Raw genomic sequence first — 18844 nt, 5'->3', positions numbered from 1 at the left:
GCTGGAGCGCCTGAAGGCGTCGGTGCCGACCCGCGAGGTGCTGGCCGCCCATCCCTGGCTCAAGCCCGTGGCGCACCGCCTGCTGGACCCGCAGCTGTGGCGGCTGCAGCACGAAGCCGTGGCGCGCGGCGCGGCCATAGGCATCTTCTGGGCCTTTGCCCTGCCCTTCGCACAAATCGTCGCGGCCGCCGCCCACAGCGTCTGGTGGCGCGCCAATATTCCCGTCGCCGTCGGCATCACCTTCATCACCAACCCCTTCACCGTGGGCTTCTGGCTCTGGCTGGCCTACCAGGCCGGCAGCCTGCTGCTGGACGCGCCGCCGCCGGTGCCCATGTCCGAAGGCGCGGGTGTGATCAGCTGGCTGGCTTCGTTTGGCGGGCCTGCCATACTGGGCATGGGCTTGTTCGCGGTGCTGGGCTCCGCCTCCGGCTACCTGCTGGTCAAGCTGGCCTGGCGTTTGCGCATCTGGTTCAAGCGCCGCCGCCGTTGAACGCCGGACCCTGGACAATCGGGTATTTACGCTCCTTCTTTTTCTTCCTTCTTTTCTTTGTTTCAAGCCACCATGACCACGCTTTCCCCCAGCCTTCCCGACACGCCCTGCTACCTGAACGGCGAATACACCCCCCTCAAGGACGCGAAGATCAGCGTGATGGACCGCGGCTTCATCTTCGGCGACGGCGTGTACGAAGTGGTGCCGGCCTATGGCGGCCGGCTGTTCCGTTTTGAGCAGCACATGGCGCGCCTGGAGCGCAGCCTGGCCGAGCTGCGCATCCCGAACCCGATGACGCGCGCCGAATGGCAGGCCGTGGCCCTGAAGCTGATCGCGGCCCACGCGCAATCCACCGCCGCGCCGGCCGAAAGCGGCAACCAGCTGGTCTACATCCAGCTCAGCCGCGGCGTCGCCATGCGCGACCACCCCATGCTGCCCGGCCTCACCCCCACCGTGTTCGCGGTGGCCAACACGATGAAGCTGCCCGGCGCGCAGCAGCGCGAGGCCGGCGTGGCCTGCGTCACGGCCGACGACTTCCGCTGGGAAAAAGCCCACATCAAAAGCACCAGCCTGCTGGGCGCGGTGTTCGCGCGCCAGATCAGCGTCGATGCCGGCGCGGTGGAGACCGTGATGTTTCGCGGCGAGCACCTCAGCGAAGCCGCTTCGAGCAACGTCTGGATCGTCAAGGACGGCAAGGTGCTGGGCCCGCCCAAGGACAACCTGGTGCTCGAAGGCATACGCTTCGGCCTCATCGAGGAAATCTGCCGCGCCGCCGGCATCCCCTTCGAGCTGCGCCGCATCACGCGCGCCGAAGTGCTGGCGGCCGATGAAGTTTTGCTGTCATCGGCCACCAAGGAAGTGCTGCCGGTCACCCTGCTGGACGGCCAGCCCGTGGGCCACGGGCTGGAAAAGGGCAAGCCCGGCCCCATTTATGCCAAGCTGTACGCCCAATACCAGCGCGCCAAACAGGCCTGAAAGGACCCCTTGCCATGACCACATCGCCCGACACCCCGAAAATCATCGGAGTCCCCGGCTCCGAGCCTTCGCGCCAGGAGTCGCTGATCGAATACCCCTCGCAGTTCCCCATCAAGGTCATGGGCCACAAGGTCGAAGGGCTGGTCGCCGCCATCACCTCGGTGGCGCACCAGTTCGACCCGAACTTCGACGCCTCCACCATAGAGCTGCGTGAAAGCAAGGGCGGCAAATACCTGGGCGTCACCGTCACCGTCACCGCCACCAGCCGCGAACAGCTCGATGAGCTCTACCGCACGCTGTCCACGCACCCCATGGTCAAGGTGGTCCTCTAGGCCACGATAGCGCCGCAAAATGCAGGCAGAACCACGCCACCTGGGCCGGGTCGACTACCTACCCACCTACGAAGCCATGCAGGCCTTCACGGCCGCCCGCCACCCGGGCGCCGATGAGGGCGAGCCCGACCAGCTGTGGATTTGCGAGCACCCGCCGGTCTATACCCAGGGCCTGGCGGGCAAGCCCGACCATCTGCTCAATCCCGGCGCCATCCCGGTGGTGCAGACCAACCGCGGCGGCCAGGTGACCTACCACGGCCCCGGCCAAGTTGTGGCCTATCCGCTCATTGACTTGAAGCGCGCCGGCTACTACGTCAAGGAATACGTCTACCGTATCGAAGAGTCCGTCATCAAGACCCTGGCGCACTTCGGCGTCACCGGCCACCGCGTGGCCGGCTCGCCCGGCATTTATGTTCGCCTGGACGACCCTAGCTCGCACGCCGCGCTGACCGGCCCGCTGCACCCCGCCGACCCGTTTCGCGGCCTGGGCAAGATCGCCGCGCTGGGCATCAAGGTCAGCCGGCACTGCACCTACCACGGCGTGGCGCTCAATGTGGCCATGGACCTGGAACCCTTCTCGCGCATCAACCCTTGCGGCTACGTAGGACTGCAAACCACAGACCTTTCTACAATCGGGGTATCGGCAAGCTGGCAGGAAGCCGCGGATGTGCTGGGCCGCAAGCTCGCCACCTACCTGGCGCCCTGAGGCCCAAAGCCCCCTGCCGCCAACACGAAACACATTCATGAGCACACCCGACCCCCTCCAAACCACGGCCAACCCCGTGGTCCGCGAAGTCCAGGCCCTGGAAGGCTACAACCCGCTGGCCAAACAAAAGGCCGCGGCCAAGCTATCGCGTATCCCCGTCAAAGTGGTGCAGGGCGAAATGCTCAAGAAGCCCGACTGGATTCGCGTCAAAGCCGGCAGCCCGACCACGCGCTTTTACGAGATCAAGCAGATCCTGCGCGAGAACAAGCTCAACACGGTGTGCGAAGAGGCCAGCTGCCCCAACATCGGCGAATGCTTCGGCAAGGGCACGGCCACCTTCATGATCATGGGCGACAAGTGCACGCGCCGCTGCCCCTTCTGCGACGTGGGCCATGGCCGGCCGGACCCGCTGGATGTCAACGAGCCGCTGAACCTGGCGAAAACCATCGCGGCGCTGAAGCTCAAATACGTGGTGATCACCAGCGTGGACCGCGACGACCTGCGCGACGGCGGCAGCGGCCATTTTGTCGAATGCATCCAGAAAATCCGCGAGCTCTCGCCTGCCACCACGATTGAAATCCTGGTGCCCGACTTCCGCGGCCGCGACGACCGCGCGCTCGAGATCCTCAAAGCCGCGCCGCCCGACGTGATGAACCACAACCTCGAAACCGCGCCGCGCCTCTACAAAGAAGCGCGCCCCGGCAGCGACTACGCCTTCAGCCTGAACCTGCTCAAGAAGTTCAAGGCCCTGCACCCCGATGTGCCGACCAAGAGCGGCATCATGGTGGGCCTGGGCGAGACCGACGAGGAAATCCTGCAGGTCATGCGCGACATGCGCGCCCACAACATCGACATGCTGACGATAGGCCAGTACCTCGCGCCTTCGACCAGCCACCTGCCGGTGCGCCGCTACGTGCACCCCGACACCTTCAAGATGTTCGAGGAAGAAGCCTACAAGATGGGCTTTACCCACGCCGCCGTGGGCGCCATGGTGCGCAGCAGCTACCACGCCGACCAGCAGGCCCACGCCGCCGGCGTGGCCGACAAGGCCGACGCGGCGGCTGCGGCCCTTTGATCCACGCAACATGAACGCGCCGCAAGGCTCCCTGTCGCTGCGCCGCTACGGCGCTTCCCACGGCAGCCATGCGCACCCGCACTTCCAGGTCCTGCTGGGCCTGGACGGCGTGCTCGAACTCGAGGTACGGGGACGCGGGCGCCGCGTTGCGGCCGGCCAGGGCTGTGTGATCGCGCCCGGCGAGCACCACGACTTTGAATCGCGCGAAGGCAGCCGCTGCATCGTGCTGGACACCCCACACGCAGGCTGGGCGCGCTGCGCCGCCGACCCGGCCAATGCCGCACAGGCCCTGGCCCTTGGCAACTACCTGGCCCACGCGCTGCAGCAACGCGGCAGCCTGGCCCAGCACTATGGCCCGGCCCTGCTGCTGGAATCCTGGCAGCCGCTGGCGCAGTATTCGCCGCGCACCACACGCTACCGCCGCCCCATAGACTGGGAACAGCTGGCCGCCTGGACGCAGCAGCGCCTGCACGAACCGCTCAGCGTGGCGCAGCTCGCCGCGCAGGTGTTTTTAAGCCCCACGCAGTTCGCCACGCGCTGCCGGCGCGAAACCGGCCTCAGCGTGATGCACTGGCTGCGCCGGCAACGCCTGGAACTGGCCTTGCAGCTGCGCGGCCGCGGCATGAGCGTGGCCGACACCGCGCTGCACTGCGGCTACCACTCGCCCTCGGCGCTGACGGCCGCGCTTAAGCGCCAATCTCAATAGCGGTAGGGATTGTTGGGCCGGCGGTCATAACGGTCGCTGACACCATCGCCGTCACGGTCATAACGCGGGCCGGGGCCGCCGCGGTAATGCGGCCCGTTGTCGTAAGGCACCGGATAGGCCACGCAGCCCGACAAGGCCAGAAAGCCCACGAGCGAGAGCAGGAGGATGGAAAGCTTTTTCATGAGGGTCTCCTTGAGGCTGCGGGCCCCGGTTTGTTGTCAGAACAGAACATCTGCACCCTCATTGAACGCGCCAGCCGCGCCCAGGAGGTGTCCGGCACACGCCCGCCAGGTGAAACTGGTTACCGGATGTAGGCATTCCTGTAGGACGGCAGGCGCACATGGCCCTGGCGCAGGCCCTTGAGCGTCGTTGCACGCTGGAACAGCATCGTTGCGCGACGATGGCCGGCGCGGCGGCTTTTATGCTCGCGGCATGCCTGCCAATCTTTATGCACTCGGCGCCATCGCCCTCTGGGCCCTGCTTGCTTCGCTCGGGGTCTCGCTCAAACATGTTCCGCCTTTTCTGCTGACCGGTGTGGCGCTGCTGGTCGGTAGCCTGCTGGCCCTGCCTTTTGTGCTGCGCGACTGCGCCTTATGGAAGATTCCCGCCGCCACGCTGGCACTGGGCATCTACGGCCTTTTCGGTTTTCATTTCCTGCTCTTTATCGCGCTGCGCCACGCGCCCGCCGTCGAGGCCAACCTGGTCAACTACCTGTGGCCGCTGTTCATGGTGGTGCTGGCGCCGATGTTTCTTCGCGGCGTGCGGCTGCGCGGCGTGCATGTGGCCGCGGCCCTGCTGGGTTTTGCCGGCGCGGCCATTGCCATCCTGGGCGCGGCCGGCGGGTCCGCCACGGGCGGCTGGTCCTGGGGCTACCTGCCGGCGCTGGGCTCGGCCTTGATCTGGGCCAGCTACTCGCTGCTGACCCAGCGCGTTGCGGCTTTCCCCACCGCGGCCATAGGCCTGTTCGGCTTGGTCTCGGGCCTGCTCTCGCTGCTGTGCCACTGGGTGCTGGAGCCGGCGGCGGCCCTGTCGGCGCAAGACTGGCTGCTGCTGGCCGTGATGGGCCTGGGCCCGCTGGGCGCGGCCTTTTTCCTCTGGGACAAGGCCCTCAAGCTCGGCGACGCGCGGCAGATAGGCATCCTGAGCTACCTCACACCGCTGGGCTCCACCGCGCTGCTGATGGGGGTCAGCGGCCGCGCGCTGAGCTGGAGCATAGGCCTGGCGGCGGCGATGATCATAGGCGCGGCGGTGCTGGGCACGCGGGCACGCTAGGCCGCGCCGTAAGCGCGCGGCTGGCCAGCGCCAGGGCCAGCGCGGTGGTAGCCAGCACGGCCGCGACCGCGAAGCTGATGCGCATGCCGCCGGCCACCGCTTCAGGGCTGGCCGCCGTGATGTCGCTGGCCGCCGAGGCAAAAGCGAACACCGCGCCCATGACGGAAGCCCCGGTGATCAGCCCCAGGTTGCGCGACAAATTAAGCAGGCCGGAAACCACGCCGCGCCGGTCCGGCGGCACATCCACCATGACCGCCGTGTTGTTGGCCGCCTGGAACAGCTGGTAGCCCGGCGTCAGCACGGCGATGGCGGCGATATAACCCGCCAGGCCGAACAGGCCCGGCAGCACCGACAGCGCTGCCGAGCCCGCCACCATGGCGGCCAGCCCTGCGGCAACCATGGCCGGCGCGCCCAGGCGGTCGACCAGCCGGCCTGCCAGCACGCCGCTCAGCGCGGAAATCACCGGCCCCACCGACAGCACCAGCCCCACCATGGCCGTGCCCAGCCCCAGCGCGCGGGACAAATAGAAAGGCCCGACCACCAGCGTCGCCATCATCACCGTAGCGACCAGCACATTCATCACCAGGCTGGCGCTCAACACGCGGTCGCGAAACATCGCCAAGCGGAGCAGCGGCGAAGCGACCCGCGACTGGGTGAACACAAACAGGCCCGCGCCCAGCGCCGCCGCCAGCAGCAGCGCGATATTGAGCGGGCCGAAACTGCCGCGGCCCAGGGTCACGGCCAGCGCATAGGCGGCGAGCGCCAGGGCCAGCAGCAGCGTGCCCAGCGCATCAAAACCGGCCTTGCCGGTTTTTTCGGCACCGGCCGCGCGGTCCGGCGGCAAGTGGCGCCAAGCCAAAAACAAGGCCAGCAGGCCCAGCGGCAAATTGACAAAAAACAGCGCCCGCCAGCCCAGGCCGGCGATCAGCACACCGCCCAGCGAGGGGCCCAGGGCCGTGCCCACCGCCGACATGGTTCCCAGCAGGCCCATGGCGCTGCCGGTCCTGGCCTTGGGCACCGTCTCGCCGACAAAAGCCATGGTCAGCGCCATCATCACGGCGGCGCCCAGGCCTTGCAGCGCGCGGGCCGCAACCAGCAGCCCCAGCGTGGGCGCGGCGGCGCACAGCAGCGAAGCCGCCGTGAACAGGCTGATGCCGGCCAGCAGCAGGCGCCGCCGCCCGAGCATGTCGCCCAGCCGCCCGGCGCCCACGATCAGGGTGGTGATGGCCAGCAGGTAGGCCAGGACTATCCATTGCACCTCTTGAAAGGAGGCGCTGAAGGCCTGCGCCAGCGTGGGCAGGCCCACATTGGCGATGCTGGTGCCCAGCGCGGACAGCAGCATGGACAGCGACAGGCTGGCCAGCGCCCAGCGAGCCGCGGGCGGCATGGGCGGCGATGCCGTGCCGGCACCGGGTTGTGTAGGGATTGGCTTGGACATGGATTCCGCTCTCTTATTGAGTTAGACAAAGCCCGCAACAGGGCTGCCTCAAGCCTAGGTTTTTGCCGGACATAGCGGAAGGCGCAGCATTTGCACTTTATTCGTGCGTTTGACGCCATGCCAAGCCCAGATGCGCTATGGTGCGGGCATGTCCATGCCCGATTTCAACCTGCTGGTGGTCCTCGACGTGCTGCTCGCCGAAGGCAGCGTGGCCGGTGCGGCCAGGCGTTTGCGGCTCAGCCCCTCGGCCATGAGCCGGGCGCTGGCCCGCCTGCGCGAGACCACGGGCGACCCGCTGCTGGTCAGGGCCGGGCGCGGCCTGGTGCCCACACCCCGGGCGATGGAGTTGCGCGAGCAGGTCGGCCAACTGGTGCAAGACGCGCAGGCCGTGCTGCGCCCCGCCGAAAAGCTCGACCTGCAGCAACTGGCGCGCACCTTCACCCTGCGCACCCGTGAGGGTTTTGTGGAGAACTTCGGGCCCGCGCTGCTCGCCCGCCTAAGCCGGGAAGCGCCCGGCGTGCGCCTGTGTTTTGTGCAGAAACTCGACAAGGACAGCACAGCGCTGCGCGATGGCGACGTCGACCTGGAAACCGGCGTGATCGGCAAGGCCACCGCGCCCGAGCTGCGCGTGCAGGCCTTGTTCCGCGACCGCTTCATAGGCGTGGTGCGCAGTGGCCACCCGCTGGCCGAAGGCGAGATCACACCCGCGCGTTACGCGGCCGCCCGGCACATCGCCGTTTCGCGGCGCGGCCTGGGCGCCGAGCCGGTGGACGAGGCCCTGGCGCCGCTGGGCCTGCAAAGAGAGGTCGCCGCCATCGTCGGCAGCTTTTCAGCGGCGCTGGCACTGGCCGGTGATTCCGACCTGGTGGCCAGCCTGCCCGAACGCCATACCGGCAAGCTGCGCGCCGGCATGCTGAGTTTTGCCCTGCCGGTCGCCACGCCCGGGTTCACCGTGTCATTGCTGTGGCATCCGCGGCTGGATGCCGACCCGGCGCACCGCTGGCTGCGCGCCTGCGTGCGCGAGGTCTGTGCCGGGCAACCGGCAGTGCTCTAGCGCCACAGCACCTGCACCGCCAGCCCCGGCGCCGCGTTGCGCACTTCCAGCGCCGTGCCATGCGCCTGCGCCACCAGCCGGCACAAATACATGCCCAGGCCGACGCCGCCGGTGGCGCGCTGGCGCGCGCCGTCGGTGCGGAAAAATGGCTCGGTCAAATGCGCCAGCTGCGCCGGGTCCACGCCGGGGCCGAAGTCGCGCACCTCCAGCATCACGCCGCCGCCCTCCCCGGCCTGCAGCGACAGGCTCGGCGGCTGCGCCGCGCCGGCGCTGTAGCGCAGCGCGTTGTCCAGCAGGTTGCGCAGCAGCAGGCGCACGCGCATGCGGTCCAGTGCCAGCGCCGGCAAATCCGGCGCCAGGTCCAGCGCCACGGCCGCCGCCTGCGGCATGTCGGCCACCACCTCGCGCGCCAGCGCGGCCAGGTCCACGGTCTCGCGCTGCAGGGCCGCGTGCGGGCTGGCCAGGCGTTCGCTTTCCAGCAGGTCGCTGATCAGGTCGCGCATCTCGCCGAGGTCGCGCAGCAGCGCATCGCGCTCGCGCGGCGCGCTGCCTTCGCCCTGCACCGGCAGCAGCTCGGCGTTGAGGCGCGCGCGCGTCAGCGGCGAGCGCAGCTCGTGGCTCAGCGCCAGCAGCAGCCCGCGCTTGGCATCCAGCATGGCCTTGATGTCGTGCGCCATGGTGTTGATGCGCGCGGCCAGGTCGCCGAGCTCGTCGCGCCGGCGCAGCGGGATAGGCGTGTCGAACACACCGCGGCCAAAGCGCTCGGCCCCGGCGCGTATGTCGTCCAGCGGTCGCAGCAGGCGCCGCACATAGGCATAGGCGCCGACCAGCAGGCACAGCAGCAGCGACAGCGTGATCCAGCCGAACATGCCGTGCGAAGGAATGGTGCCGGGGCCGAACACCACCTTGTGGCCGTCGGCCGTGGTGCGGCTGAGCCACTCGCTGGCGCGGCCGCCGAAGAACTGCCGGTCCGGGTGCGACTGCCAGTTGACCTGCGGCCCCTCTATGCGTATCGAGATCGGCAGCCGCGCCGCCAGCGCCTGCGCGCGGCCCAGGTCGGGCGGCGAGCCCAGGTCGGCCACCAGCCTGTCCATGTAGTCGCTGACCAGGGGCTTGGCCGCGTCGCGCCAGCCGCTGGAAAACGCGCGCTGCATGCCGCTCATGAAAACCGCGCCCATGGCCAGCGCCAGCAGCAGGAAGACCGTGATCAGGCGCAGCCGCAGCGAATGTCCCCAGCGGCGGCGCCAGCGCTCGGGCCGCGAAGGGCGGCAGCGGTTCCGGTTTCGCCTCATGGCGCGCCCGGCTTGCCCACCGCCAGCGTGTAACCGGCGTTGCGCAGCGTCTTGATGCAGTCCAGCGGCTCGAGTTTTTTGCGCAGCCGGCTCACCACGATGTCGACGGCGCGTGTGTACAGCTCGGCCTCGTGGCCGCGCAGGCGGTTCAGGATGTCGTCGCGGTTGAACACCTTGCCCGGGTCGGCCGCCAGCAGCGCCAGCAGCTCGAACTCGGTGCCGGTCAGCTCGACCTTCTCGCCCAGGCGCAGCACCTCGCGGGTTTCCAGGTTGATCGCCAGGCCCTCGAACACACGGCGCGGGCCGGCCGGCGCCACGGCGCGCTGCCGCCGCAAAATGGTCTGCACGCGCGCCACCAGCTCGCGCGGCTCAAAAGGCTTGGGCAGGTAGTCGTCGGCGCCCAGCTCCAGGCCGACCACACGGTCCATCACGTCGCCGCGCGCGGTCAGCATGATGACCGGGATGTCGCTTTCCTTGCGGATTTCGCGGCACAGCGCGAAGCCGTCCATCTCGGGCAGCATGACGTCCAGGATGGCCGCGTCATAAGTGCCGGCGCGCAGTTTGGCCAGGCCCTCGCCGGGGCGCAGGGCGCTGTCCAGCACAAAGTCAAAACGCGCGAAGTAGGCAGCCAGCGGCGCGGCCAGGTGCTCGTCGTCGTCGATCAGGAGTATGCGGGGCATGCAACCATCATAGGGAGAAATCGCGGCCCACCCTCAGGCGTGCGCGCGGCGCGCGAAGTACAGCCCCGCCAGCAGCAAGGCGACCAGCGCGAAGTGAAACACCAGGTCGGGCGCCGACTGCGGCCCTATACCCACGGCGATGGTGAACAGGCCCACCAGCGTGCCCAGCAAGGCGAAGCCCTGGCCCAGCAGCGCCAGCTTGCGCGTGCGCGCGGGCCAGACCAGGCTCAGGGCCCAGGCCGCCAGCAGCACGGCGGCAATCACCGCCTCGGCGATGCGGGCCTGGCCGTGGGCATGGCCTCGCAGCAGCAGGCCGGAATGCACCGCGGAGGCCGCGCCCAGCAGGCCGGCCTCCAGCAGCAAAAAGCCGCGCAGCAGGCGGTGCGATTGCGCGGTCTTCACCAGGGGTCCTGCGGGCCCAGCCGCCCGAGGTGGGTATGGCCAAAGCCCGCGCCGTACTTGAGGCCGTAGCCGAGCAGGCGGTCAAAGCCGATGTGCGCGCACCAGACCAGCGCCGCGGCCAGCAGCAGGGGCGAAGCACCGAGCACGCCTACGGCCAGCAGGCCGACGGCCCCTAGATAGGAATGCGCCGCGTTGTAAGCCAGCGCACCCCAGCGCGGCCCGGCCAGGTAAGCCGCGAAGGACAGGTCGGGCAGCAGGAACAGCGCCGCGAACCAGCCCCAGCCCGCGCCGAACTGGGCATAAGCCGCCACCGAGGCGGCCAGCACCATCAGGCCTTCAGCGCGCAGCAGCAGGCGCACGCCGCCATTGGCGCTGCCGGGCTCCGCCGCCACCACACGGCGCGCGCTGCGCGCCATGCGGCCGGGCAAAAAGACCAGCGCCTCAGCCACGGTAGCCCCAGCGGCGGCCGCGCTCCATGAAGTCGCGCACTTTCTGCTGCTGCTCGGGCCGCAGGTTGTCGAAGAAATCGGCCGCCGCGGCGATCACCTCGGGGCTGCCGGACTGCAGGGCCGCGGTTTTTTCGTCGATCAGCTTTTTCGCGCCGGCCTGGTCCAGCTTGTTGCCAGCAAACAGGCCGCGAAAGGCTTCGCGCGGCTCGGTGGCGCCGCGCAAGGCGGTGCGCTGGGCCTGCAGCTTGTCGGCCAGTACGGCGAGTTTTTGTTTCTGCGCGGCATCCAGGTCCAGGCGCGAGCCGATTTTTTCGACGATGCGGGCGCGCGCTTCGGGTGAGCCCGGGTCACCGTGCCAGCCGTGGCCGCCGTGCGAGCAGGCGCCCAGGCTGCCGATGATGAGCGCCCCGCCAAACAGGCCGAGCAGGGTTTTTTTGATGCGGTGTTTCATGAAGAGCCTTGCGAGAGGTTGGAGGTTCTTCATGGTGCCCACGCCGGGCGCGGCGGTGTTTTCGCGCCGGTTGCGGCATGTTTCGCTTTGTTTCGGCGGGGGTCTTCCCCTAAGATGGTCAGCGAAAAAAGGGCCGGAGGCCCGAGGAGGGATAAAACACATGGACCGCCGACAATTTCTGCAGCGCGCCGCCGCACCGGCTGCCGCGCTGGCCACCTTGAGCCTGCCGGCCTTTTCACAGCCCCTGCCCGCAGGCAGCGCCGACCCGGCCGCGCGCGCCGCCTCCATCGAAGCCTGGCGGCAACGGCTGCAGGGCATGCTCGACAAGGGCCGCTTGCCCCTCATCGACATGGAAGCGACCTATGTGGCCGGCACCACCAACATCCCCCAGCTCATGGCCTGGATGGACGAGATCGACATTGCGCAGATCGCTTTTGCGCCGGCATTTTCGCCGGACTCCGAGCCCTCGCTGGAGCTGCACCGCCAGTACCCCGGCTATTTCATCCCCACGACCAGCAGCGGCGAGTTCCCGCGCTGGTGGAACAACCCCGACGCCTTTGTGAGCAAGGTGGCCGGCGACCTGAAGACCGGCCGCTACTACACCATGGGCGAGTACGAGTTTCGCCACTACCCCTCTCCCGAACAGGTGGAAGCCCGCAACTTCGCCCGCGACATCACCGTGCCGCTGGACGGGCCCGCGGGCCAGGCGCTGTTCCAGCTCAGCGAGGACACCGGCACGGCCTTCCAGATCCACTACGAGATCGAGGACAGCCTGCTCCCGGTGCTGGAAGCCATGCTGGCGCGCTACCCCAAGGCGCAGGTCATCTGGTGCCACCTGGGCATGGTCCGCTACCCGGAGCGCACCAAAAACTACAACCCCGCTTACGTGGCCTCGCTGATCACACGCTTTCCCGGCCTGCATTTCGACCTGGCGGTGCCGCGCCCCGAGAACATCTACCGCCCCTCGGGCGCGCGCGATTCCACCCTGTTCCAGGGCGGGCGGCTGGGCAGTGAATGGCAGGCCTTGCTGGAGAAATTCCCCGAGCGCTTTCTGGCGGCCAGCGACTACCGGCCGCCGGTCGAGTCCATGTACCGGACCGCCATGGGCCGGCAGCGCAACCTGATCCTGGCGCCGCTCAGCGAAGCCGCGCGCCACAAAATCGCCTACGGCAATGCCTGGCGGCTGGTGACCGGGAAGAACTGGGGCGCCTGAACGCTCAGGCGGACTGCAGCAGCGCGGCCGGGTCCTCGCTGGCCAGCACCTGTTCGGCCCAGGGCTGCAGCTTGGAGGCGTCGGCACGCAGGATCTGCTGCTTGACCGCCAGGATTTGCGAGGGGTGCATGGAAAAGCTGCGCAGGCCCAGGCCCAGCAGCAGCCGCGTCATGCCCACGTCGCCGGCCATCTCGCCGCAGACGCTCACGCCCTTGCCCTGGGCGTCGCACTCGGCGATGGTGTCGGCGATCAGCCGCAGCACCGCCGGGTGGCAGGGGTCGTACAGGTGCGAGACCGCCTCGTCGGCGCGGTCTATGGCCAGCGTGTACTGGATCAGGTCGTTGGTGCCTATCGACAAAAAGTCGAAGTACTTCAGGAAAAGCTTGAGCGTGAGCGCGGCCGCCGGGATTTCAATCATCGCGCCCAGGCGCACCGGGCCGTAGGGCGTGCCGTTGTTGTCCAGCGTGGCGCGCGCATGGTCGATCAGCGACATGGTCTGGCGGATTTCCGTGGCGTGCGCCAGCATGGGCACCAGCAGGTTGACCTGGCCGTGCGCGGCCGCGCGCAGGATGGCGCGCAGCTGCGTGAGGAACATGGGCGGGTCCGCCAGGCTCCAGCGTATGGCGCGCAGGCCCAGCGCCGGGTTCAGATGGGTGTCCTGCGCCTTGGCATGGCGGTCCAGCGGCTTGTCCGAGCCTATGTCCACCGTGCGGATGGTCACCGGCAGGCCGTGCATGCCTTCAATCGCCTTGCGGTAGGCCTGGTACTGCTCTTCCTCGTCGGGCAGCTTGCCGCTGCGCCCCATGAACAGGAATTCGCTGCGGAACAGCCCGACGCCGACCGCGCCGGCCGTCACCGCGCCCAGGGTGTCCTCGGGCATTTCAATATTCGCCAGCAGCTCCACGCGCTGCCCGTCCATCGTCAGCGAGGGTGTGTTCTTGAGCCGGTTCAGGCGCTGGCGCTCAAGCTCGCCCTGGCGCTGCTTGAAGCCGTACTCGGCCAGAATGATGGGCGAGGGGTCGACGATCAGCACGCCGGCATCGCCGTCGATGATGACCCAGTCGTCCTGCTTGATCAGCTGGCTGGCGCTGCGCGCGCCCACCACCGCCGGGATGTCCATGCTGCGCGCCACGATGGCCGTGTGCGAGGTCTTGCCGCCCACGTCGGTGGCAAAACCCGCGAACAGGCTTTGCTTGAACTGCAGCATGTCGGCCGGCGACAGGTCGTGCGCCACCAGCACCAGCGGCACGTCGGTGGTGTCGTCCAGCAGCAGGTCCTGCTGCGAGAGCTTGCGCCCCGCGCCCGCCTGGGCGGCCGGCTGCACCGGCGAGGCCACGCCCTTCATGTGGCGCAGGATGCGCTCGACCACCTGCTCGAGGTCGGCCTTGCGCTCGCGCAGGTACTCGTCCTCCATGTCGTCGAACTGGCGCGCGATGATTTCGTACTGCGTGGTCAGCGCCCACTCGGCGTTGTAGTGACGGTCCACGATCCAGTGCTTGACGCCGCTGATCAGTTGCTCGTCCTGCAGTAGCATCAGGTGCACGTCCAGCAAGGCGGCCAGCTCGTGCGGCGCGTCCTTGGGCAGGTCTTGCTGCAGGCGCGTGATTTCCTCCATCACCGCGTTGCGCGAAATCCGCACCCGCGTGATCTCGTCGGCCGTCTTCTCGTCCTCGATGAAATAGTGCGCCACGTCGGCGCGGCTGGAGGCGACCAGCACGGCGCGGCCTATCGCGATGCCGCGAGAAACGGCGAGACCGTGGACGGAAAAAGTCATGATTTTTTATCCTGCGTAGAGGAAGGCGACTTGCTGCGCGGACCGCCCGGTGCCAGCATCGGGAATGCGTTCAGGACACGATCGAACAACTCGCGAGAGCGTGCGCGCTCTTCATTGATTTCCATCGGAGTGCGCCGCGACAGCACGGCTATGTCCAGCCGGCCTTCACCCAGCAGGCGCATGTCCACGTCAAAGTCAGCAGGCGATTGCAGTCCGGCTGCAGTACCCAGCACACGCTCATCGGGCCTGGACAGCTGCGCGGCCGTGCGATCCTGGCTGAAGGCGGGGCCCCCTTCCATCAGGGCGTCCGTCGCAGCCTGGTAAAGGTCCGGCTGGCGGCGCCCCACGGTAAGCCGCACGGCAGTCTGCGGCACGGAGAAGCGGCCGGTGTCTTGCGGTTGGATGCGGCGCCAGGATTGCTGCTGTTGCGCACGCGGCAGGCCTTGCACATAGTCCGGCTCGGCGGGTAGCGCAGCCAGCGTCTGCTGAATTTGCGCCTGCAGCGCCGTGCGCTCCGTGGCCTCAAGCCCGCGCACGTCGAACAAGCCAAACGCCGCCAGCGGCCGACAACCCGCGAGCGGATGCGGGGGGGCACCGTGCGCTGAAACGCCCGACAAGACAATGCGATAGACCGCCGCATCCCTGGTGACCGGAAAGCGATAGGTGGCGTAAATGACCTCGCGGTTCTCACGCCGCACGGGAACCGCCACGTGGATGAATCGTGCCGCGCGGTCCAGCGTTATCGCGCTGGCTTCGCGGCCGTTGGCGGGGATGTCGACGGCCGGCGTCGCGGCAAGCGCCTTAAGTTGCGCGGGCCCGTCGAAAGTCGCCCCATCAGCCACCAGCCCGGCGCGAGCGAGCGCGGCACTGTAATGCACAGTCTGCGGGCGCTTGCCAGGCCTGCCGCCAGCCAGCAATGCCACCTGCACCGGCAAGGGCATCAGGCAGAGATCATCGGAGTCGGCATTGAAGCTCCAGGTACCCAGCCATGGCCCGGCTCCGTCAGGAGCCAATGCCGCAGCGTGGCGGAAATGGCCATCCGGCGCCAGCAACAGCTCCCCCGCCTCGCCGCGAAAAAAACCACTTCCCGATGCCAACTGCTGCCGAACCGCCTCGCCAAACGGCCGTGCGCTCAAAGCTTGAGCCGGCACCGGCCAGGCTGAAACAACCGGGAGTAAAAACATCAGCGCGCCGGCCGGCAACGCGGCGCGGCGCCAGTTATGCGGTAGAGATCCGGGCTGGTCGCAGGCTGTCATGCGCCGCAGTGGCAGCGCTTGGGTGATGGGCCTGGCCGGTGCGTTCATTCACCTTCACCGAACTTGTCCGCGATCAGCGCCAGGATGGCCTCCATCGCGGCCTGCTCGTCGTTGCCGTTGGTCTCGACCTCGACGGTGCTGCCCAGGCCGGCGGCCAGCATCATGACGCCCATGATGCTTTTGGCATTGACGCGGCGCTCGCCCTTGCTCATCCAGACTTCGCAACCGAAGCTGCCGGCGAGTTTGGTGAGTTTGGCGGAGGCGCGGGCGTGCAGGCCCAGCTTATTGCTGATGTTCGTGCTGGTCTTGATCATGGTTTCGGCGCACCTGGTTTTGCGGTGCGGTAATGGCGACCTGCATCACGCCCTGCGTGGCCCCGACGAGGGCGCGCGCCACCAGGGCGTCCAGCGACTCGTGCCGGTAGGACACGGTGCGCAGCAGCATGGGCAGGTTGATGCCGGTGATAAGTTTGGAATGAACGCCGTCGACGAGCTTTTGCGCCACGTTGCAGGGCGTGGCCCCAAAGACGTCGGCCAGCACCAGCGCATGCGAGGTGCCCAGCTGGGCCAGCATGATGCGGGCCTGGGCCAGGGTTTCCTCGGGCGGCATGTTCGGCTGCACGTCCAGCGCGGCGACGCCGGGCGCGTTGTCGGGGAAGACATGCAGCACGCACTGGCGCAAGGCGGAGGCCAGCGGGGCGTGGGCGATGATGAAGATGCCGTTCATGGGTTTTCGGGTTCCACTGAATTATCGGCGCGCACACTGAGGAAATACCCATATGAGGCGATACAACAACACAATAACACCCCCATGGCCGCCTGGAAGCTCGCCAGCGTGCCCAGGCCCAGGGCGGCGAACACGTCGATCAGCAGGCCTATGCCCCACTGCACGACAAACACGCCGGCAAAAATCATGAGGTTGTAGGCCGACAGCGCCCGCCCCGCCAGCGAAGGCTTGAAGGCCATGCCCACCGCCGGCTGCGCCAAGCCCATGACGCTGCAGCCCATGCAGAACAGCGCCCAGCCCAGCCAGCCGGTGGACGCGCCGGCCGCGATGTTAAAGGCCAGCACCGCGATGCTGAGCGGCACGCCCCAGGTGATCAGCCGGTCGGCCGACCAGCCCTGGCGCGACAGCCAGGGATTGACCATGCCCCAACTCCAGAAGGTCAGCAGCATGGTGGCATTGATATAAAAGAGGCCGGTGGCGGCCTCAAGCGGCGTGTAGCCCGCCACCTTGACCATCCAGGGCCCGGCCCACAAGGTCTGCACCGCGACCAGCCCGCCGTAGTTAAAAAAGGCCATGGGCGTCATCTTGCGGAAATAGCGGCTGCGCCAGATGGGCGCGTAACCGGACTCTTCAGCCTCCCCGGCCGGCCCCGCGGCATGGCCGGTTTTCCACACGGGCGCCACCCAGGCGATGGCGGCCATGGACAGCACAATCATGGCCGCGAGGATCCAGAACAGCGGCCGCCAGCCCGTGACCGGCATCAGCCACTGCACCGGCAGGGTGGAGGCCAGCATGCCCAGCGAGCCCGTCATCAGCATCCAGGAATTGGCGCGCAAGACCGTGGCCGGCTCGAACCAGCGGCGGTAGCCCGTGAGCGGCGCCATCAGGCAGGCGCTCACGCCCATGCCCACCAGCACACGCGCCGCCAGCAGCCAGGCAAAACTCGTGGCCAGCGAAAACGCCAGGCAGCCCAGCACCGCAATGCTTAAAAAACTCAGGATCACGCGCTTGGGCCCATGGCGGTCCAGCCAGGTGCCCAGCGGCAGCTGCGTGGCCGCAAAACCCAGGAAATAACCGCCCGCCAGCAGCCCCAGGTCGCGCGCATGCAGCGAAAACTCCTGCGTCAGCACGGGAGACAGGGTGGCCGTGATGGCCCGCACCAGCGCCGAGCAAAAGTAGGCGGCAGCAAAGGCCAGGAACACGATGGTGCCCGTCCAGGCATCCAGCCGGCCGGGTTCGGACGGCGCGGCCGATGCATTGTGCGCGGCGGACATGGAGGTTTCGGCGCTTGTCATTCGAATTTCAGGCTGGAGAAAAAGGTCTCGGCGACTTCGGGCGCAATGCGGTCCGCATACAGCACCACCTGGAAGACTTGCGCTCCCTGGGCGAAATAAGCGGCCTGCCCCTCGACCACCGCGCCGTCGGGGCGACTGCCCTGGGCCTTGACCAGCACGGCGGCCGCGCCGGAAACCTTGAGCGGCGCCACCTGCGCGGGCCCGGCTTTCATGTTCGCCAGCGCCAGGCTTTGCCACTGCGCGAGCACGGGCGCGGCCTGGGCCGCATCACCGAGCTGCGCCACCGCCACGGCAAAGGTCGCGCCGCCGGCATCACAGCCCAGCATGGACAGCGGCGTCGCCGGCCCGCCCAGGGGCACGGTTTTTTGCGCCTTGTCGGGTTTGCAGGGCAGCAGCAGCGCCAGGCGCGTGCCCTCGGGCCGCACTTCGCGCCAGTTCAGGCTGGGGCTGCAGGCGGCGAGCACGGCTATCGCTGTCAGGAAAAAAGCGGCGGACGGCCGCGGCAAGGAGCGCGCGGCGCCCCCGAAAATCGTAAGCATGCCTTGGACTTTACAGCGATTCATGGATCTGCCTTGGCGCGCTTCGCAGACCGAGCATCGCTCCAACCCCGGGCGCCTTGCTTGGTAAGCTTTGGTGATGACCTCTTTCAAACCACACATATTCATGGCGGCCATGCTGCTATGTGCCGCAAGCCCTGTTCGGGCCTTGGAGCTGCAGAACCAGAACTTTAGCGACGACGAAATCTTCTCGGCTGTCGTGAACCGGTTTAAAAAGCCGCTTCTGCATCGCTTCAACCCCGCCGCCGCGGGCGAGCGCAAACCTTTGCTGGTGCTGGGCCCGGCGCTGAAATTCGGCAAAAAAGTCCAGTCCCAAACCTTTAACCACCTGACGCAGCAAGAACTGGTGGCGCAACAGCAGGCGGTTTTTATCCTGGTAGAGAAGGCCTACCCCGACCCTGAGCGGACCGAACTGTATGTTGAATACGACATCCCGAGCAATGCGTCGTTTGGCGTGCTGAAGGTCTACCCCAAAGACGGTGTGCTGGTCACTGAAACGCTGGACAGTTACCGGTCGTCCTCAGGTGCGAGGGCCACTTATGGCAAGCTGTACAAAGGCGCGGCCTGCCGGGACAACACCGAAATGGCCTGGCGCTGGAACTACTACGCACGCAATGGTGCAAACGGGCGTTGCCCTGAGCCGATGTTTACTGAATTTACGGAGTAGTCAAAGCCCTGTCCGGGGTGTAAAGCCAACGCAA

23 protein-coding genes are annotated in these 18844 nt (G+C 67.8%); 10 read left to right on the top strand and 13 right to left on the bottom strand.

Annotated features, from left to right (window positions below; translation table 11 throughout):
- The first annotated feature begins 22 nt into the window (after positions 1-22).
- The 6 genes from BLQ85_RS17475 to BLQ85_RS17450 all read left to right on the top strand — a co-directional run bounded on the left by BLQ85_RS17475 (position 23) and on the right by BLQ85_RS17450 (position 4284).
- Positions 23-490 carry a DUF2062 domain-containing protein gene (locus tag BLQ85_RS17475; protein ID WP_254806469.1) on the top strand — a complete coding sequence of 156 codons (468 nt, stop codon included), beginning with the start codon at positions 23-25 and terminating at the stop codon, positions 488-490.
- A gap of 72 nt (positions 491-562) precedes the next feature.
- The gene (locus BLQ85_RS17470; RefSeq protein WP_074578709.1) at positions 563-1465 is read left to right on the top strand and encodes a D-amino acid aminotransferase; all 903 of its coding nucleotides are present in this window, start codon (positions 563-565) and stop codon (positions 1463-1465) included.
- Positions 1466-1479: 14 nt separating this feature from the next.
- Positions 1480-1797: an HP0495 family protein gene (locus tag BLQ85_RS17465; RefSeq protein ID WP_074578707.1), complete on the top strand. Its 318-nt coding sequence runs from the start codon at positions 1480-1482 to the stop codon at positions 1795-1797.
- Positions 1798-1816: 19 nt separating this feature from the next.
- The gene (gene lipB, locus BLQ85_RS17460; protein ID WP_074578705.1) at positions 1817-2503 is read left to right on the top strand and encodes a lipoyl(octanoyl) transferase LipB; all 687 of its coding nucleotides are present in this window, start codon (positions 1817-1819) and stop codon (positions 2501-2503) included.
- Between the two features lie 37 nt (positions 2504-2540).
- Positions 2541-3578, top strand: a complete 1038-nt coding sequence (gene lipA, locus BLQ85_RS17455; protein WP_074578702.1) for a lipoyl synthase — start codon at positions 2541-2543, stop codon at positions 3576-3578.
- Between the two features lie 10 nt (positions 3579-3588).
- Entirely contained in the window at positions 3589-4284 is a 696-nt protein-coding gene (locus BLQ85_RS17450; RefSeq protein ID WP_074578700.1) for a helix-turn-helix domain-containing protein, read from the top strand.
- On the opposite strand, the gene BLQ85_RS17445 is transcribed toward BLQ85_RS17450, so the two are convergent.
- Entirely contained in the window at positions 4278-4466 is a 189-nt protein-coding gene (locus tag BLQ85_RS17445) for a hypothetical protein (RefSeq protein WP_074578698.1), read from the bottom strand. The two genes, BLQ85_RS17450 and BLQ85_RS17445, sit on opposite strands and share 7 nt — an antisense overlap.
- Before the next feature lie 250 nt (positions 4467-4716).
- Here BLQ85_RS17445 and BLQ85_RS17440 point away from each other — a divergent pair, with 250 nt between their 5' ends.
- Positions 4717-5556: a DMT family transporter gene (locus tag BLQ85_RS17440; protein ID WP_074578903.1), complete on the top strand. Its 840-nt coding sequence runs from the start codon at positions 4717-4719 to the stop codon at positions 5554-5556.
- Here BLQ85_RS17440 and BLQ85_RS17435 read toward each other — a convergent pair.
- Positions 5519-6994, bottom strand: a complete 1476-nt coding sequence (locus BLQ85_RS17435; RefSeq protein ID WP_074578697.1) for an MFS transporter — start codon at positions 6992-6994, stop codon at positions 5519-5521. The genes BLQ85_RS17440 and BLQ85_RS17435 overlap by 38 nt on opposite strands.
- 148 nt (positions 6995-7142) lie before the next feature.
- On the opposite strand from BLQ85_RS17435, the gene BLQ85_RS17430 reads away from it, so the two are divergent.
- A complete protein-coding gene (locus BLQ85_RS17430) occupies positions 7143-8048 on the top strand; it encodes a LysR family transcriptional regulator (RefSeq protein WP_074578901.1) in 906 nt (301 codons plus the stop codon).
- On the opposite strand, the gene BLQ85_RS17425 is transcribed toward BLQ85_RS17430, so the two are convergent.
- From BLQ85_RS17425 to BLQ85_RS24360, 5 genes are read right to left on the bottom strand one after another with little or no spacing between them, the layout of a single operon-like run.
- The gene (locus BLQ85_RS17425; protein ID WP_074578695.1) at positions 8045-9340 is read right to left on the bottom strand and encodes a sensor histidine kinase; all 1296 of its coding nucleotides are present in this window, start codon (positions 9338-9340) and stop codon (positions 8045-8047) included. The genes BLQ85_RS17430 and BLQ85_RS17425 overlap by 4 nt on opposite strands.
- Positions 9337-10020, bottom strand: a complete 684-nt coding sequence (locus tag BLQ85_RS17420) for a response regulator transcription factor (RefSeq protein ID WP_074578693.1) — start codon at positions 10018-10020, stop codon at positions 9337-9339. Before BLQ85_RS17420 ends, BLQ85_RS17425 begins: the two co-directional genes overlap by 4 nt.
- A gap of 33 nt (positions 10021-10053) precedes the next feature.
- Positions 10054-10422, bottom strand: a complete 369-nt coding sequence (locus BLQ85_RS17415; RefSeq protein WP_074578690.1) for a hypothetical protein — start codon at positions 10420-10422, stop codon at positions 10054-10056.
- On the bottom strand, positions 10419-10871 hold the full coding sequence (locus tag BLQ85_RS17410; RefSeq protein ID WP_083336899.1) for a DUF4260 domain-containing protein: 453 nt from the start codon (positions 10869-10871) through the stop codon (positions 10419-10421). The genes BLQ85_RS17415 and BLQ85_RS17410 overlap by 4 nt, the downstream gene beginning before the upstream one ends.
- Entirely contained in the window at positions 10864-11322 is a 459-nt protein-coding gene (locus BLQ85_RS24360; protein WP_074578688.1) for a Spy/CpxP family protein refolding chaperone, read from the bottom strand. The genes BLQ85_RS17410 and BLQ85_RS24360 overlap by 8 nt, the downstream gene beginning before the upstream one ends.
- A gap of 160 nt (positions 11323-11482) precedes the next feature.
- Between BLQ85_RS24360 and BLQ85_RS17400 the strand changes: the two genes are divergently transcribed.
- A complete protein-coding gene (locus BLQ85_RS17400) occupies positions 11483-12535 on the top strand; it encodes an amidohydrolase family protein (protein WP_074578686.1) in 1053 nt (350 codons plus the stop codon).
- 4 nt (positions 12536-12539) lie between these two features.
- Here BLQ85_RS17400 and ptsP read toward each other — a convergent pair whose 3' ends face one another.
- The 6 genes from ptsP to BLQ85_RS17370 are packed head-to-tail and all read right to left on the bottom strand — an operon-like array spanning position 12540 to position 18125.
- The gene (ptsP, locus tag BLQ85_RS17395; RefSeq protein WP_074578684.1) at positions 12540-14309 is read right to left on the bottom strand and encodes a phosphoenolpyruvate--protein phosphotransferase; all 1770 of its coding nucleotides are present in this window, start codon (positions 14307-14309) and stop codon (positions 12540-12542) included.
- On the bottom strand, positions 14306-15613 hold the full coding sequence (locus tag BLQ85_RS17390; RefSeq protein ID WP_139201044.1) for a hypothetical protein: 1308 nt from the start codon (positions 15611-15613) through the stop codon (positions 14306-14308). The genes ptsP and BLQ85_RS17390 overlap by 4 nt, the downstream gene beginning before the upstream one ends.
- Positions 15610-15879 carry an HPr family phosphocarrier protein gene (locus BLQ85_RS17385; protein ID WP_007869021.1) on the bottom strand — a complete coding sequence of 90 codons (270 nt, stop codon included), beginning with the start codon at positions 15877-15879 and terminating at the stop codon, positions 15610-15612. Before BLQ85_RS17385 ends, BLQ85_RS17390 begins: the two co-directional genes overlap by 4 nt.
- Positions 15848-16291 (bottom strand): PTS sugar transporter subunit IIA, encoded by a 444-nt coding sequence (locus BLQ85_RS17380; RefSeq protein WP_007869023.1) that lies wholly within the window; start codon positions 16289-16291, stop codon positions 15848-15850. Before BLQ85_RS17380 ends, BLQ85_RS17385 begins: the two co-directional genes overlap by 32 nt.
- On the bottom strand, positions 16288-17586 hold the full coding sequence (locus tag BLQ85_RS17375) for an MFS transporter (protein WP_254806468.1): 1299 nt from the start codon (positions 17584-17586) through the stop codon (positions 16288-16290). The genes BLQ85_RS17380 and BLQ85_RS17375 overlap by 4 nt, the downstream gene beginning before the upstream one ends.
- Positions 17583-18125, bottom strand: a complete 543-nt coding sequence (locus BLQ85_RS17370) for a hypothetical protein (RefSeq protein ID WP_083336897.1) — start codon at positions 18123-18125, stop codon at positions 17583-17585. The genes BLQ85_RS17375 and BLQ85_RS17370 overlap by 4 nt, the downstream gene beginning before the upstream one ends.
- A 124-nt stretch (positions 18126-18249) precedes the next feature.
- Between BLQ85_RS17370 and BLQ85_RS17365 the strand changes: the two genes are divergently transcribed.
- Positions 18250-18810, top strand: coding sequence for a hypothetical protein (locus BLQ85_RS17365; protein WP_139201043.1), 561 nt, complete (start codon positions 18250-18252; stop codon positions 18808-18810).
- Positions 18811-18844 lie beyond the last annotated feature (34 nt).

The sequence above is a fragment of the Polaromonas sp. JS666 genome, assembly GCF_900103405.1.
Classification (GTDB): domain Bacteria; phylum Pseudomonadota; class Gammaproteobacteria; order Burkholderiales; family Burkholderiaceae_C; genus Polaromonas.
Note: the sequence above shows the minus strand (reverse complement) of the source record. Positions and strands in the feature narration are given on the sequence as shown.